Annotated in this window: 13 protein-coding genes; 8 read left to right on the top strand and 5 right to left on the bottom strand. The window is 72.2% G+C overall.

The window, feature by feature from the left end; all coding sequences use genetic code 11:
- Positions 1-26 precede the first annotated feature (26 nt).
- On the top strand, positions 27-2,984 hold the full coding sequence (locus ACIRU3_RS09710) for a BTAD domain-containing putative transcriptional regulator (protein ID WP_404053865.1): 2,958 nt from the start codon (positions 27-29) through the stop codon (positions 2,982-2,984).
- A 69-nt stretch (positions 2,985-3,053) separates the two neighbouring features.
- Here ACIRU3_RS09710 and ACIRU3_RS09705 read toward each other — a convergent pair whose 3' ends face one another.
- Positions 3,054-3,299 (bottom strand): hypothetical protein, encoded by a 246-nt coding sequence (locus tag ACIRU3_RS09705; protein WP_404053862.1) that lies wholly within the window; start codon positions 3,297-3,299, stop codon positions 3,054-3,056.
- A 64-nt stretch (positions 3,300-3,363) separates the two neighbouring features.
- Here ACIRU3_RS09705 and ACIRU3_RS09700 point away from each other — a divergent pair, with 64 nt between their 5' ends.
- On the top strand, positions 3,364-4,995 hold the full coding sequence (locus ACIRU3_RS09700) for an alpha/beta hydrolase (RefSeq protein ID WP_404053860.1): 1,632 nt from the start codon (positions 3,364-3,366) through the stop codon (positions 4,993-4,995).
- Here the strand turns inward: ACIRU3_RS09700 and hemQ are convergent.
- Together hemQ and hemG are read right to left on the bottom strand one after the other, a co-directional pair.
- Entirely contained in the window at positions 4,992-5,723 is a 732-nt protein-coding gene (hemQ, locus tag ACIRU3_RS09695; RefSeq protein WP_404053857.1) for a hydrogen peroxide-dependent heme synthase, read from the bottom strand. The genes ACIRU3_RS09700 and hemQ overlap by 4 nt on opposite strands.
- A 5-nt stretch (positions 5,724-5,728) precedes the next feature.
- On the bottom strand, positions 5,729-7,183 hold the full coding sequence (gene hemG, locus ACIRU3_RS09690) for a protoporphyrinogen oxidase (protein ID WP_404053854.1): 1,455 nt from the start codon (positions 7,181-7,183) through the stop codon (positions 5,729-5,731).
- A gap of 161 nt (positions 7,184-7,344) precedes the next feature.
- On the opposite strand from hemG, the gene ACIRU3_RS09685 reads away from it, so the two are divergent.
- Positions 7,345-8,328 carry a DUF4349 domain-containing protein gene (locus tag ACIRU3_RS09685; RefSeq protein WP_404053852.1) on the top strand — a complete coding sequence of 328 codons (984 nt, stop codon included), beginning with the start codon at positions 7,345-7,347 and terminating at the stop codon, positions 8,326-8,328.
- Between the two features lie 27 nt (positions 8,329-8,355).
- Complete coding sequence (locus tag ACIRU3_RS09680) at positions 8,356-9,750, top strand: FAD-dependent oxidoreductase (protein ID WP_404053850.1); 1,395 nt, start codon at positions 8,356-8,358, stop codon at positions 9,748-9,750.
- A 93-nt stretch (positions 9,751-9,843) separates the two neighbouring features.
- On the opposite strand, the gene ACIRU3_RS09675 is transcribed toward ACIRU3_RS09680, so the two are convergent.
- A complete protein-coding gene (locus ACIRU3_RS09675; protein ID WP_404053848.1) occupies positions 9,844-10,131 on the bottom strand; it encodes a hypothetical protein in 288 nt (95 codons plus the stop codon).
- 92 nt (positions 10,132-10,223) lie between these two features.
- On the opposite strand from ACIRU3_RS09675, the gene ACIRU3_RS09670 reads away from it, so the two are divergent.
- Positions 10,224-11,048 carry a rhomboid family intramembrane serine protease gene (locus tag ACIRU3_RS09670; RefSeq protein ID WP_404053845.1) on the top strand — a complete coding sequence of 275 codons (825 nt, stop codon included), beginning with the start codon at positions 10,224-10,226 and terminating at the stop codon, positions 11,046-11,048.
- Positions 11,049-11,058: 10 nt separating this feature from the next.
- On the opposite strand, the gene hemE is transcribed toward ACIRU3_RS09670, so the two are convergent.
- Entirely contained in the window at positions 11,059-12,126 is a 1,068-nt protein-coding gene (gene hemE / locus ACIRU3_RS09665; protein WP_404053843.1) for a uroporphyrinogen decarboxylase, read from the bottom strand.
- A gap of 96 nt (positions 12,127-12,222) precedes the next feature.
- Between hemE and ACIRU3_RS09660 the strand changes: the two genes are divergently transcribed.
- From ACIRU3_RS09660 to ACIRU3_RS09650, 3 genes are all read left to right on the top strand, one after another.
- On the top strand, positions 12,223-12,900 hold the full coding sequence (locus ACIRU3_RS09660; RefSeq protein WP_404053840.1) for a DUF3000 domain-containing protein: 678 nt from the start codon (positions 12,223-12,225) through the stop codon (positions 12,898-12,900).
- A gap of 281 nt (positions 12,901-13,181) precedes the next feature.
- Positions 13,182-13,841, top strand: coding sequence for a LuxR C-terminal-related transcriptional regulator (locus ACIRU3_RS09655; protein ID WP_404053838.1), 660 nt, complete (start codon positions 13,182-13,184; stop codon positions 13,839-13,841).
- 204 nt (positions 13,842-14,045) lie between these two features.
- Entirely contained in the window at positions 14,046-15,332 is a 1,287-nt protein-coding gene (locus ACIRU3_RS09650) for a ribonuclease D (RefSeq protein WP_404053835.1), read from the top strand.
- Positions 15,333-15,566 lie beyond the last annotated feature (234 nt).

Below are 15,566 nucleotides of genomic sequence, written 5' to 3'. Positions count from 1 at the left end.
GCGCTGGTGACCCCCGGAGTGACTGTATGCGGTTCACGATCCTCGGTCCGGTGGAGGCCCTGGCTCCCGGTCCGGAGTCACCTGGGCTGGCACCCCGTCATCGCGCGGTACTCGCCTACCTGTTGCTGCATGCCGGGGTCACCATCAGCACGGACCGCCTGATCGACGCGATGTGGGGGCCGCTGCCGCCGGACTCTGCCCGCGCGCAGATCCAGACCACGATCGCCGCGATCCGACGGATGCTGCGCGCTTCAGGAGCCGACCGGATGCTGGCCACTCGGCCGGCCGGGTACGTGATCACTCCCGAGCCGGGGCAACTCGATCTGCACGAGTTCACCAGTCGGATCGCCAAGGCGCCGGCCACCTCTGACGACGAGCGGGACACCGCGGACCGGATACGTACCGCGTTGGCGCTGTGGCGGGGAGAGCCGCTGGCCGACATCACCGCCCATTACGTCGAGGGCGCCAGAGCACGCCTGAACGGGCAGCGGCTGACCGCCGTCGAGCGCCTGGCCGACCTGGAACTGTCCCTGGGCCGTCACGACGACCTCATCGACGAACTGACCGTCCACGCGGCGGCCAACCCCTTGCGGGAGCGGCTGTGCTGCCGGCTGATGCTCGCCCTGCACCGCGCAGGACGCCAGCCTGACGCGCTGCACGTGGCCAGAGAATTCCGGGCGGCTCTGGCCGAGGAGCAGGGGCTGGACCCCGGCCACGCGTTCGACAAGCTCGAACAGGACATCCTGCGGGACGAACCCGGTCTCCGGGCGCCGGCCACCGCGCCCGCGAAGCCCCAGGGGATCAACTTCCTGCCGTACGACGTCCCGGACTTCACCGGACGCGACGGCGAGCTCGACGGGCTGACCCGCCAGTGGACGAGCAACAGTGGTGCAGTCGTGACGATTTCGGCGATCGACGGGATGGCCGGGGTCGGCAAGACGACGCTCGCGGTCCATGCGGCGCACCGCCTGGCAGACCAGTTCCCCGACGGGCAGCTCTTCGTGGACCTGCAGGCCCACACCGCCGGTCAGGCGCCGCTCGACTCCGGTGCCGCGCTCGAGGTCCTCCTGGGCCAACTCGGGGTGCCCGCACAGCACATACCTGCGTCGGTCGCCGATCGCGCCGCGCTGTGGCGGTCCGAACTCTCCGGCCGCCGGGTGCTGGCCGTGCTGGACAACGCCCTCGGCGCCGACCAGATACGCCCGTTGCTGCCGGGTTCCTCCCGCGCCCTCATCCTGATCACGAGCCGCCGGCGGCTGACCGACCTGGACGGGGCACACGCCCTGTCCGTGGACGTGCTGCCTGCCGCGGACGCCGTGGAGTTGTTCACGGCCATCGTGGGCGAACGGGCGGCCGCCGAACCCCTGGCCGTCCTCGACGTCCTGCAGTTGTGCGGTTTCCTGCCGCTGGCCGTCCGCATCGCCGCCGCCCGCCTGCACCATCGCCCCCGCTGGACCGTCGCCTACCTGGCCGACCGGCTCCGCGACCAGCGCCGCAGACTGGCCGAGCTGGCCACCTCGGAGAGGGGGGTGGCGGCAGCGTTCACGCTGTCCTACGAGCAGCTGACGCCCGATCAGCAGCGCATGTTCCGGCTTGTCGGGCTGCAGCCGGGCCGTGACATCAGCCCGGATGCGGCCGCCGCGCTGGCCGGCCTCCCGCCCGAGCAGGCCGAGATGCTTCTGGAAGACCTCCTGGACGCCCACGTCCTGATCCAGCACCAGCCCGGCCGCTACACCTTCCACGACCTGCTGCGTGAACACGCCCTGGCCACCGCGGCAGCCCAGGAATCCCCCGACGCCCAGCACGAGGCCCTCGGCCGACTCCTCCACCACTATCTCCACACCGCGAGCACGGCCGTCGACCACCTCTACCCCGAGGGCAAGAACCGCAGACCACGCATACCCGCACCGGACACCCCGGCCCCGGCCCCGCGGAACGAGGCCGAGGCGATCACCTGGCTGGACACCGAACGGGCGAACCTCATGGCGGTCGGCCGGCACGCCGCCGACCACGACTGGCGCCCGCACACCAGCCAACTGGCCGCCACCCTGCATCGCTACCTGCTGGGCCACGCCCACCAAGCCGACGCACTGGCACTCCACGGCCTGGCACTCCAAGCCGGCCGCCGAAGCGGCGACACGGCCGCCGAAGCACGCACACTCCTCGACCTCGGCGAGGTCCATTTCTGGTGGCACGGCGCGTACGAGCAAGCGGCCGAGCACTACCGACACGCCCTGAACCTCGCGCGCGAGAGCAGCGACCAAGGCGCCGCGGCCCGCGCACTGCAGAACCTCGGCACCGTCTCCACGCGACGGCGGGACTACGACCGAGCCCACGACCACTGCGCGCAGTCCCTGGCACTCTTCCGCGAACTCGGCGACCGCGGCGGCGAAGCCCGGTGCCTGACCAGCCTCGGCATCGTCCACGAGCGCCAAGGACGATTCGAGGACGCCCACGAGCATCACCGCCAAGCCCTGCACGTGTACCGCGAAACCGGATCCCGCATCGGTGAAACCATCGTCCTGAACAACATCGGACTGCTGTACCAACGGCAGGGCCGCTACCACGAGGCCCGGCACCATCATGACGGCGCCCTGGAACTGAGCCGCCGCTTCGACTTCCCGGGAGACGAGGCCGAGTCCCTCAACGCCCTGGCGGAAGCCGCCCGTTCCATGGGCGACCTCGCCCGGGCCGCGGCCGAACACGACACCGCGCTGACCCTCGCCCGCGAGTGCAGTTACCGACCCGAACAGGCCCGCGCCCACGACGGCCTGGCGCACGTCCACCGCGACCTCGGCCGGATCGACCTCGCCCACGACCACGCCCGGCAGGCCCTTGAGCTGTACATCGCCCTCGCCGTCCCCGAGGCCGAAGAGATCCGCACCTTCATCACCGGGCTGGCGCCGACCGCGGACGGGACCGAACCGCCGGAGACGTCCACCGCCCACCGGCCAACACCCCGAGCGGCCGTTCCGGGTCCGTGAACGGCACGGACTGCCTGGCATGCCCACCGACGCCCGGTCACGAACATCCCCTGAAGTCGCTCAGGGCGCTCACCGAGCCCCGCCGAAGCACCCGCCGTGACCGGCCCGCCACTGCTGCACTCGCCTGGAACCGGAGGACTCCTCCTCGTCTGCCGGGGAGGCGGTGAGGACGGGGCGTCCGTCGTCTCCTGCCGCCACGACGTCGACGAAGGGCAGATCGGCCCCCATCGGCACAGGGCCTGGGGGCGCATAGGGGGCATAGACGGCGACACCCGCCGGGCGGTGCTTGCCTTCGACGACGGGCGAACGAAACATCCCTTTTGTGGTCGCCGGGCCGTGGCAGCCGTGCCATCGCCGCCGCTCACCGAAGGGATACGCGATGAAAGCTGCCGCCCTGTACTCGGCCGCCGGTTCCTTGCTCCTGACCTCCCTGGCCGCGGCCCCGGCGGACGGCGCTCCCCGGCTGCCGGGCGCGCCCGAGCTGCGCGGGACCGCGGTGGCCGCCGCGCGCGCCCGCGCGGCCGGCATCGACTTCGGTAAGTGCGCCGCCGAACTGAAGGCCCCGGGCAGCATGCGGTGCGGCACGGTGAGTGTCCCGCTGGACTACGCGCACCCCGAGGGCAAGCAGATCAAACTGACCGTCAGCCGGGTACGGGCCACCCACAAGGACCCGCGCAACAGCAAGCGGAAGGTGCCCCGGCAGGGCTCCCTCGTCTACAACCCGGGCGGTCCGGGCGGGTCGGGCATGCTCTTCCCGCTGGTCGGAACGCGGCCCGAGTGGAAGCGGATCGCCGCCGCCTACGACCTGGTCGGCTACGCCCCGCGCGGAGTGGAACGTTCGTCGCCGCTGTCCTGTGTGGACCCCAAGAACTTCATCAAGGCGCCCACCCAGTCGCCCACGCACCCCTCGGAGCAGTACAAGCAGCAGCGCATCGCCCAGGCGAAGGCGTACGCGCAGGGCTGCGCCGAACGGTCGGGCAGCAAGCTGGAGTTCTACAACTCGGTCAACAACGCCCGTGACCTGGACGTTCTGCGGGCGGCGCTGGGCGAGGACCGGCTGACCTTCATGGGAGCGTCGTACGGCACGTACTTCGGCGGGGTGTACGCGACGCTGTTCCCCGGGCACGTGCGGCGGATGGTGCTGGACTCGGCGGTGAACCCGGACCAGACGAAGGTCTGGTACCGCAACAACCTGGACCAGTCGGCCGCGTTCGAGGACCGCTGGACGGACTTCCGCGAGTGGATCGCCCGGCACGACGACGTCTACCGGCTCGGTGACACGGCGGTGAAGGTGCAGGCCAGCTACGACACCGCACGCGGCCGGCTGGCCGCGAAGGCCGCGGGCGGGAAGGTCGGGCCGGGGCAGCTGCAGAGCACCTTCCTCACCGCCGGGTACTACGACGACTTCTGGGCGAGCCGGGCCGCCGCGCTGGCGGCCTATCTGAAGGGCGATGCGAAGCCGCTGGTCCGGCTGGCCGCACCGAGCCAGGAGACGGCCGCCGACGCCGAGAACGGCAACGCGGTGTACACGGCGGTCGAGTGCAACGACGCGGCCTGGCCGACGGACTGGAAGGTGTGGGACCGCGACAACACGCAGCTGGCGCGCGTGGCGCCCTTCGAGACCTGGGACAACGTGTGGATGAACCTGCCGTGCGCCTACTGGCCGGCGCCCCGCCAGCGGCCGGTGGACGTGCGGACCGGACCCGGTGAACTGCCCGGCGTGCTGATCCTGGCGGCCGAGCGGGACGCGGCCACGCCGTACGCGGGCGCGCTGGAGATGAACCGGCGGCTGTCCGGCTCGGTGCTGGTGACCGAACGGGACGCGGGCACGCACGGGATCGGGGGCGGCAGGAACCAGTGCGTGAACGCGTACCTGGACGCCTACCTGCTGGAAGGCCGCCTCCCGGGGCGGCGCGCGGCCTGCGCACCGCACCCGGAGCCGAGGCCCGAAGCCACGGCGGACGGCGCCTCCAAGCAGCTGCGGGACTCCCTGAAGGGCAAGAGCGCCTAGGCGAGCCCGGCGATCAGCTCGCCGATGTCCTTGCGGCGCCCGGTGAAGAACGGAATCTCTTCACGGACGTGCATACGGGCCTCGGAGGCGCGCAGGTGGCGCATGAGGTCGACGATGCGGTACAGCTCGTCGGCCTCGAAGGCCAGGACCCACTCGTAGTCGCCGAGCGAGAACGAGGCGACCGTGTTGGCGCGCACGTCCGGGTAGCCGCGGGCCATCTTGCCGTGGTCGGCGAGCATGCGCCGGCGGTCCTCGTCGGGCAGCAGGTACCAGTCGTAGGAGCGCACGAAGGGGTAGACGCTCACGTAGTTGCGAGGCGTCTCGTCGGCGAGGAACGCCGGGATGTGCGAGCGGTTGAACTCGGCGGGGCGGTGCAGCGCCATGTTCGACCAGACCGGCTCCAGGGCGCGGCCCAGCCTGGTGCGGCGGAAGAGGTTGTACGCCTCCTGAAGCTGGTCGCTGGTCTCGGCGTGCCACCAGATCATGAGGTCGGCGTCGGCGCGCAGACCGGAGACGTCGTACGTGCCGCGGATCGTCACGTCCTTCGCGGCGAGCTGGTCGAACAGCTCCTGGACCTCGTCGGCGTAACCCGTGCGGTCCTCGGGCAGTACGTGCTTCAGCTTGAAGACCGACCACAGGGTGTAGCGGATGACCTCGTTGAGGTCCTTGGCCAGCTTGCCCTTGTTCGGGATCCTGCCGGACTCGGTGGTGGGTGCGTCGTCACTCATGGTCCCTATTCTCCCGCTCCGCCGTGCAGGCTCTGCACCGGGTTGGCCGTCAGCTCCTCGACACCGGCCGGGTCGCCGCCCAGCTGGTCCACCGCCGCGTACGCGCTCGCGACGCACGCGGGGATGCCGACGCCGTCGTAGAGCGCGCCGCACACGGCGAGGTCCGGCAGCTTGGCGACCTGTTCGCGGATGCGGGCCACGCGCGCGTGGTGGCCGACGGGGTACTGGGGCAGGCCGTCGGTCCAGCGGGTCACGCGGCTCTCGAGGGGCACGGCGTCCAGGCCGGTGGCCTCGCGCAGGTCGTGCCGCGAGACCTCGACCAGGTCGGCGTCCTCGCGCCGCAGGATCTCCGTCTCGCCGTGACGCCCCACGGAGGTGCGCAGCACCACGACGTCCGGATCCTCGTCCGCGATCCAGCCCCACTTCCGGGAGGCGAAGGTCGACGCCTTGATGGTGCGGCCGTCGACCGGCGGCACGAGGAAGCCGCTGCCCTCGGGGAGGGCGACGTCGCCGCGGCGGTAGGCGAGGGTGACCAGGGCCATCGAGGCGTACTCGACGGCACCCAGCTCGGCCGCGGCCTCCGGGGACTCGGCGCGCAGCAGCGCGGCGGCGGCCGGGGCGGGTACGGCGACGATCACCGCGTCGGCGTGCAGCGCACGCCCCTGGGCGGTGACGACCCAGCCGCCCGAGGCCTCCCGGCGCAGCGCGGTGACCGGTGTCCCGGTCAGGATCTCGCCGCCGCGCGCCCGCACCGACTCGGCCACCGCCGACGGCAGCCGGCCCACCCCGCCCTCGATGCCCATGAAGACGGGCCCGGTCTGCGGGCTGGCGGCGGCCTTGGACTGGATGTCGCGGACGGCCGCCGTGAGGGAGTCGTGCGTGTGAGCGGCCCGGAAGAGCTGTGGGACGGCCGAGCGCATCGAGATGCGGTACGCGTCGCCCGCGTACACACCGCCCAGCAGGGGCTCGACCAGCCGGTCCACGACCTCCCGGCCGAGCCGCGCCGCCACGTACTCCCCGACGGCCACGTCGTCGCCGATCTCCGTGCTGGGCAGGTCGGCGTCGCGCTCGATGCGGGCCAGGCCCTCGTCGGACAGGACACCGGTCAGGGCGGTGGCGGTGCCGGGGACGCCCATCACATGCCCCTTGGGCATCGGGCGCAGAGCGCCCCGGGTCCAGATCGAGGCGGTCGCGGTGGCCGGCGGCCGGAGCTGCTCGGCGAGGCCCGTCTCGCGCGCGAGCGCCACCCCTTCGGGGCGGCGGGCGAGCATCGACTCGGCGCCCAGGTCCACCCGGACGCCCGCGATCTCGCCGGGCAGCAGCTTGCCGCCGACCCGGCCGGAGGCCTCCAGGACCGTCACGCGCATCCCGCGTCCGAGCAGCCGGTGGGCGGCGGCCAGGCCGGCGATGCCGGCCCCGATGACGACGACATGCCGCGTGCTCCTACCCGTTGCGCTCATGACCCCACTCTCTCAGACCCCGCCGGCACTCCCGCCCGGGCCCGGTGTCCCGCACGAGTCCGGACCGTGACCGCATCGGAACCGGCCACGGCCAACGTTCCGGACGGCCCGGGCGTCGAAGGGGCATCACTTGTCGTCGTCATCATCGGGGGGCTCCGCCCATGCGCACATCACGATCCATACAAGCCGCACGCTCCGGACCCTCCGGACCCTCCGGACCCTCCGTCCGGATTCTGGCCGGGGTCCTGCTCACCGCCTCCCTGGCGCTCGCCGGATGCAGCGCCGCGAACGACTCGGGCGGCTCCTCGAAGTCCGCCGCCGACAGCGCGGAACAGCCGGCGGGCGCCGCCGGCGGCAAGGCCGAGGATGCCAAGGCGCCCAGCAAGGCGCCCAAGCTCACCCCGAGCGCCATCATCCGCACCGCTTCGCTGACCGTCGAGGTCAAGGACGTGCCCAAGGCCCTGGAGGCGGCCCGGACGACCGCCGAGAGCGCGGGCGGCTACGTCGGCAACGAGAGCACGAGCCGGGACCCCGAGGGCCACGAGCAGACCCGGGTCGTACTGCGCGTGCCGACCACGGAGTACGACGCGGTCCTCGCCGACCTCCAGGGCACCGGCAAGCTGATCGAACGCACCGCGAAGGCGGAGGACGTCACCGACCAGGTCGTCGACGTGGACAGCCGCATCAAGTCGCAGCGGGCGAGCGTGGCCCGGATCCGCGAGCTGATGGACAGGGCGACCAAGCTGGGCGACGTCGTCACCCTGGAAGGGGAGCTGAGCAACCGAGAGGCGGACCTGGAGGCGCTGCTCGCGCAGCAGGCGTCGCTGAAGGACCGCACCAGCCTCGCGACCATCACCCTGTCGCTGTCCGGGACGCCGGTGAAGAAGGCCGCCGAGGACGACACGCCGGGCTTCGTGGACGCGCTGTCCGGTGGCTGGCACGTGTTCGTCACGATGCTCCGCTGGATCGCCCTGGCCCTCGGCGCAGTCCTGCCGTTCGCCGCGCTCGCGGCCCTGCTGGCGCTGCTGTGGCTGCGCCTCGTACGCCCGCGCCGTGCGGGTGCCGCGCCCGCGACGACGGCCCCGGGCCCGCTGCCCCACGCACGCCCCGTGCCGGACTCCTCCAGCGTGCCCGGCCAGGAGTGAAATGCCCTCGCCCCGTAGCGTGTTCGCATGAGGATGAACGGCGAGCGGGGCGACAGGGAACGGCTGGTCGTGATCGGCGGTGACGCCGCGGGGATGTCCGCGGCGTCACAGGCGCGCCGGATGCGGGGGCCCGACGAACTGGAGATCGTTGCCTTCGAGCGCGGTCACTTCACCTCCTTCTCGGCGTGCGGGATCCCGTACTGGGTCGGCGGTGACGTGGCCGAGCGGGACGAGCTGATCGCGCGCACACCGGAGGAGCACCGCGCGCGCGGGATCGACGTACGGCTGCGCACCGAGGTCACCGAGATCGATCCGGACCGACGGGCCGTGAGCGCGCGTGACGTGGATTCCGGCGCCGAGTCCTGGACGCGGTACGACAAACTCGTCATCGCCACCGGCGCCCGCCCGATCCGCCCCGACATGCCGGGCGCCGACGCCGCGGGCGTGCACGGGGTGCAGACCCTCGACGACGGCCAGGCCCTGCTCGACTCGCTGTCCCCCGGGCGCGGCCGTCGCGCGGTCGTCGTCGGCGCCGGCTACATCGGTGTGGAGATGGCCGAGGCGCTCATCAATCGCGGCTTCCTCGTGACCGTCGTCAACCGCGGCCAGGAGCCGATGTCGACCCTCGACCCGGACATGGGCCGCCTGGTGCACCGGGCCATGGAGGGCCTGGGCATCACCATGGTGAACGACGCCGCCGTCACCGAGCTGCTCACCGGCGAGGACGGCTGGGTCCGCGCGGTGGCCACGGACGACGTCGAGTACCCGGCTGACGTCGTCGTCCTCGGCATCGGCGTACGCCCGGAGACCGCCCTCGCCCGCGCGGCGGGCCTCCCGCTCGGGGGCCACGGCGGCCTGCTCACCGACCTCGCGATGCGGGTACGCGGCCACAAGGACATCTGGGCGGGCGGCGACTGCGTCGAGGTGCTCAACCTGGTCTCCGGTCAGGAGCAGTACGTCCCGCTCGGCACCCACGCCAACAAGCACGGCCAGGTCATCGGCGCCAACGTCGGCGGCGGTTACGCCACCTTCCCCGGCGTGGTCGGCACAGCGGTCAGCAAGGTCTGCGACCTGGAGATCGCCCGCACCGGCCTGCGCGAGAAGGACGCCCGCCGCGTGGGCCTCCAGTACGAGACCGTCACCATCGAGTCGACCAGCCGCGCCGGCTACTACCCCGGCGCCTCCCTCATGACGGTCAAGATGCTCGCCGAACGCCGCACGGGCCGCCTGCTCGGCGTGCAGATCGTCGGCAGGGAGGGCGCGGCCAAGCGGGTCGACATCGCGGCGGTGGCCCTCACCGCGGGCCTGACGGTCGAGCAGATGACGGCCCTGGACCTGGGGTACGCCCCGCCGTTCTCCCCGGTGTGGGACCCGGTGCTGGTCGCGGCGAGGAAGGCGACGTCAAAGGTGCGGGCGAGGTGACCGGCCCCAGGGGCGCGGGGCTGTGGCCCTGCTGCGGCTCCGCCGCGTGGTGGCACCGGCCCCGCGCGGCAGGCGGGAGTCCGACGACAGGTCCTAGGCCGTCCCGCTGAGGCGCGGCAGGGACGCCACGGACGCGCTGGACGTGACGGCTGCCGGCTGTTCCACCGCCGGTTTCGCGTGCGTCGCCGCACCGGGCCGCAGCGACCGCAGCCGATGGCTCACGGCCTCGTCCAGCGTCACGGGCCGCTGCATCTGGGCGGCCAGCCGTCCCGCCTCCTGGCCGAGCCGCGCGACATCCTCCCAGGGAAGCCGTACGACCAGGGAGATCTCCGCCTCGCCGTCGGGCAGGGCATGCATCGGAGGAGTAACTCGCTCGTTCATCGCCTGATCCTCACGTCGGTTGAGGAGAGATACGCACACCCGCCCGACGGCGTTCACCGGTTCGCGCGCCGCATCGGGGGCACTACTTCTGTGTGGTCATCCCCGTCCATGACGTGAACCCGGTACGCCGCACCCCGTATGTGACGTACGCGCTCATCGCCGCCAACGTGCTCGTCTTCCTCACCACTCCCGGCATAGCCGGTTCCGTGGCCGGCGCCGACGACCTGGCGCAACTGTGCCATCTGCAGGCCTTCATGGACCGCTATGCGGTGGTCCCCCAGGAGCTGATCCACCATCAGATGCCACGGGTGGTCCCGACGGGCGTCGTGGGTATGGGGCCGAACGGCCCGGGCTGTGTGGTGGCACCGCCTGGCTACGACAAGTCCCCGGCCCTGTCCGTGTTCACCGCGATGTTCCTGCACGGCAGCTGGCTGCATCTGCTGGGCAACATGCTCTTCCTGCTGATCTTCGGCAACAACGTCGAGGACCGGATGGGCCACATCCGCTACTTCCTCTTCTACGTCGTCTGCGGCTACGCGGCCGGCTACGGCTTCGCGCTGCTCAACGCCACCTCCGGGGATCCGCTGATCGGCGCGTCCGGGGCGATCGCAGGGGTCCTCGGCGCCTATCTGGTGCTGTATCCGAAGGCGAGGGTCTGGGTCCTCGTCCCGTTCCTGGTCTTCCTGCCGCTCAGGCTGCCCGCCTGGCTGGTGCTGGGCTTCTGGTTCGTGCTCCAGGCGGTGTACTCCTCCGGGCACGCCGTCTCCGGCGCCGGAACGGTGGCGTACGCGGCCCATGTGGTCGGCTTCGTGGCGGGCATGCTGCTGGCCTGGCCGCTCAAGCCCGGCACGCCGCCCCCGCCGGAGCCGCGCCGCCTGCTGTTCGGCAGGCAGGCCCGGCCCCGTCAGGTGTGGTGAGCGGGTCCGCTCAGCGGGCGCTGTGCGTGTGGACGTACTCCACGAGCCGGGTCAGCGCGTCCGGGTCGGTGTTGGGCAGCACACCGTGGCCGAGGTTGAAGACGTGCCCCTCGAGACCGGCGGCGGCGTCGAGAACCTCACGCGCCCTGACCTCGACGGTGTTCTTGTCGGTGAACAGGACGGTCGGGTCGAGGTTGCCCTGGAGCGCCCTGCCGGGGCCGACCCGGCGCACGGCCTCGTCCAGCGGGACGCGCCAGTCGACGCCGACGACGTCCGCGCCGGCCTCGCCCATGAGCCCCAGCAGCTCACCGGTGCCGACACCGAAGTGGATGCGCGGGACGCCGTAGCCCGCGACGGCCTCGAAGACCTTCGCCGAGGCGGGCATCACCGACTTCACGTAGTCGGCCGGGGCCAGGGCGCCGACCCAGGAGTCGAACAGCTGGACCGCGCTCGCGCCCGCCTCGATCTGCACCTTCAGGAAGGCGGCCGTGATGTCGGCCAGGCGGTCCAGCAGGTCGGCCCACAGCTCGGGGTCGCCGTACATCATGGACTTGGCGTTCTCGTACGTGCGCGACGGACCGCCCTCGACCAGGTAGCTCGCGAGGGTGAAAGGCGCGCCCGCGAATCCGATCAGCGGAGTGGCGCCCAGCTCACGGGTGAGCAGCCCGATCGCCTCGGTGATGTACGGGACGTCCTCCGGGGTCAGGTCGCGCAGCCGGGCGAGGTCGGCACGGGTGCGGATCGGCTGCTCGACGACCGGTCCGATGCCCGGCTTGATGTCGAGGTCGAGGCCGATGGCCTTGAGCGGGACGACGATGTCGCTGAAGTAGATCGCCGCGTCCACGTCGTGCCGGCGCACCGGCTGGAGCGTGATCTCGGTGACCAGCTCGGGCCGCATGCAGGACTCGAGCATGGGGATGCCCTCGCGCACCTTGCGGTACTCGGGCAGGGAGCGGCCGGCCTGACGCATGAACCACACGGGGGTGTGCGGCACGGGTTCGCGCCTGCACGCCTTGAGGAAGGCGCTCTCGTACGTCGCTGTCGGCTGCTTGCCCGTGGGGCTTCCGTTGGCACTCACGTCGGCAAGTCTCGCACGGGCACGGCGTGAGAAGTGCGGCCGCCCTCAGGGGTGTCCTACCTGCGCCGGGGCGCCGTTCCCCTTACTCTTCCCCGCATGGCTGCGGCTCAGGGACGACTGTCGGACGGCGCTGACGGAATGGACGACGCGAAGGACACCGCGGAGGCGGAGGGGCGGGCGGGCACGGCGGCACCGCCGGCGTTCCGGTCCGCGGTCGACGCGCTGCGGGCCGCGCGGCTGCGGCCGCAGGTCGAGGTGGAGCCGACGCCTGCCCCGAAGCGGCTGGCCCCGTTCGCGTACGCGCTGGAGGCCGTGGTGGTCGACGGCGATCAGGACCTCGCCGACGGCCGGCTGGTGCTGCTGCACGACCCGGCCGGGCACGATGCCTGGCACGGTACGTTCCGGCTGGTGACGCTGGTGCGCGCGGAGCTGGAGCCGGAGATGGCGGCCGATCCGCTGCTCCCCGAGGTGTGCTGGTCGTGGCTGACCGGTGCGCTGCAGGCGCGGGGGCTGACGTACGGCGAGCCGAGCGGCACCGTCACGCGCGCGGGCTCGCACTACTTCGGCGGGCTGTCCGAGCGCCCACCCGCCTCGCAGATCGAGATCCGTGCCTCCTGGACGCCTCGCGAGGGTCTCGGCGGGGTGCCGGACACCGCCGCCCACCTGGCCTCCTGGTGCGATCTGCTGGCCCAGGTCGGCGGGCTGCCGCCGGCCGGTCCGGGCGACGCCTCGGTGGTGACGCTGCCGCAGCGCAGGGATCCGCAGTCCCGGTGAAGCGACCCCCCGGTCATGCCGGGGTAATCCTCGCGGACCCGTAGTTGACCATCCCTTTGTCGATACGACCACTTTCGCACTCGAATCGCATCGACCCGAACCGACTTGATCTTCGGATGATCGATCGCGTGTCCGAATTGCACGGATTGTTACTCACTAGATCGTGATCATTCTCTAAAGGCGGACGCGTTTGCTGCCGAAGACGACTGTGACCTTGAAAGCACGGTTCGTCCCGGCTTCATCCCCACAAGCCGGCCCCGTCCCCCCACCCAGGAGGCCTGGTGTCCGTTCTCCTCGAGCAGCCCTCAAGCCTGGTCGCCTACCGCCCGAACAAGCCGACCGCCATGGTGGTCGTGGCCGACCCGCGCGTCCGTTCCACCGTCACCCGCCACCTCTGGGCGCTGGGTGTGCGCGATGTCATCGAGGCCTCGTCCATCGCGGAGGCTCGTCCCCGCATCGGCAACCCCCGCGACATCTGCGTCGCCGACGTCCACCTGCCCGACGGCTCCGGCCTGACCCTGCTGTCCGAGACCCGCGCCGCGGGCTGGCCCAACGGGCTGGCGCTCTCCGCCGCCGACGACATCGGCGCAGTCCGCAACGCCCTCGCGGGCGGCGTCAAGGGCTACGTCGTCACCGGCACCCGGACGAACATCGGACTGCCCGCCCGGCCCGGCGCCGCTCCCCTCGGTTCCGCCGCCCGCATGCACCGCCGCCCCCCGGGTTCCCCGAGCCACCCGGGTGGTTACCGCGAGCTGTCCGGGCGTGAGGTCGAGGTGCTGCGGCTGGTCGCGGAGGGCCAGTCCAACAAGGCCATCGGCGTCTCGATGGGCCTGTCCGCGCTGACCGTGAAGAGCCACCTCGCGCGCATCGCCCGCAAGCTCGGCACGGGCGACCGTGCCGGGATGGTGGCCGTGGCCCTGCGCACCGGAATCATCCACTGACCTCCCGCCCCGTACCGCCTTCCCCCGTACCGCCCTCCTCCGAACCGCCCTCTCACGCGCACCGCCGATGAGCCGCTCGGCGGAGCCCCGGTTCACTCACGTGAACCGTAAGTTTCACCGGCCTGACTGGTTTACGACCCTCCGGTGCCCGTCGACGGAACGTTCCGTCGACGGGTGCTGTCCACACATGGATACCCTTGACATGTGACCGACGCCCAAGAGACCGCAGCAGACAGCTCCCTGCGTATCACCGGAGGCACCCCTCCGGACGACGCCGGATCTTCTGTGACGGGGGCGCCGACTCCCCTCCTCGAACCCCGCGAGGGCATTCCGCCCGTGATCGCCGACGAGGCCGCCCTCGCCGCGGTGATCGCCGAGTTCGCCGCCGGCTCCGGCCCCGTCGCCGTCGACGCCGAGCGCGCCTCCGGCTACCGCTACGGGCAGCGCGCCTATCTGGTGCAGCTGCGTCGCGAGGGCGCCGGCACCGCGCTGATCGACCCCGTCGCCTGTCCCGACCTGTCCGGTCTCGGTGAGGCGCTGTCCGGCGTCGAGTGGGTGCTGCACGCCGCCACCCAGGACCTGCCCTGTCTGCGCGAGATAGGCATGGTGCCGACCTCCCTGTTCGACACCGAGCTGGCCGGCCGGCTCGCCGGGTTCCCCCGGGTCGGACTCGGGGCCATGGTCGAGAGCGTCCTCGGCTTCGTCCTGGAGAAGGGGCACTCCGCCGTCGACTGGTCCACCCGGCCGCTGCCCGAGCCCTGGCTGCGCTACGCGGCTCTGGACGTCGAGCTTCTCGTCGACCTGCGGGACGCCCTGGAGAAGGAGCTGGACCGGCAGGGCAAGCTGGAGTGGGCGCGCCAGGAATTCGACGCGATCGCGGCAGCACCGCCGGCCGAGCCCCGCAAGGACCCCTGGCGCCGTACGTCCGGCATGCACAAGGTGCGGCGGCGCCGGCAGCTGGCCGCCGTACGGGAACTGTGGCAGACGCGGGACCAGGTCGCTCAGCGGCGGGACGTGTCGCCGGGCAAGGTGCTGGCGGACGCGGCCATCGTGGAGGCCGCGCTCTCCTTGCCGAGCAACGTGCACGCGCTCGCCGCGCTGAACGGGTTCGGGCACCGGGTGGGGCGCCGGCAGCTGGAGCAGTGGCAGGCGGCGGTCGACCGGGCCAAGGCTCTTCCGGACAGCGCGCTGCCTCAGCCCGGGCAGCAGGTGGCCGGTCCGCCGCCGCCTCGGGCGTGGGCCGACAAGGATCCCGCTGCCGCGGCTCGGCTGTCCGCCGCCCGGGCCGGGGTCTCGGCGTTGGCCGAGCAGCTCACGATGCCTCAGGAGAACCTCGTCTCTCCGGACACTGTGCGCAGGATCTGCTGGGAGCCGCCGTCTGCCGACGCGGGAGCCGTGGAGGCTGCGCTGGTCGGATACGGCGCACGGCCGTGGCAGGTGGAGCAGGTCACCCCCGTGCTGGTCGCGGCGCTGTCCGCGAAGGATGCCTAAGGGTGCCTAAGGGCTGTCCCCTCAGGGCCTTTCTTCCGGATCTTGCCGGGGCGCGGGGCCTGGACTCGGCCTGAGACCCGGCCGCCGTAACGCTCCCTCGCGTACGGCGGTCGCCGGGGTTGCCCGCCCGGTTCCGCGCGCCCCTGTGGGGCGCGCTCATCCGGTGGGCCGCGCAAGCGGAACAGCGACGTCGAGATCACGCCAAGATCCTGGGAGGGGCGGGTGTGACGTTCA

It is taken from the genome of Streptomyces sp. NPDC101151, from assembly GCF_044768335.1.
Lineage (GTDB): Bacteria > Actinomycetota > Actinomycetes > Streptomycetales > Streptomycetaceae > Streptomyces.
Note: the sequence above shows the minus strand (reverse complement) of the source record. Positions and strands in the feature narration are given on the sequence as shown.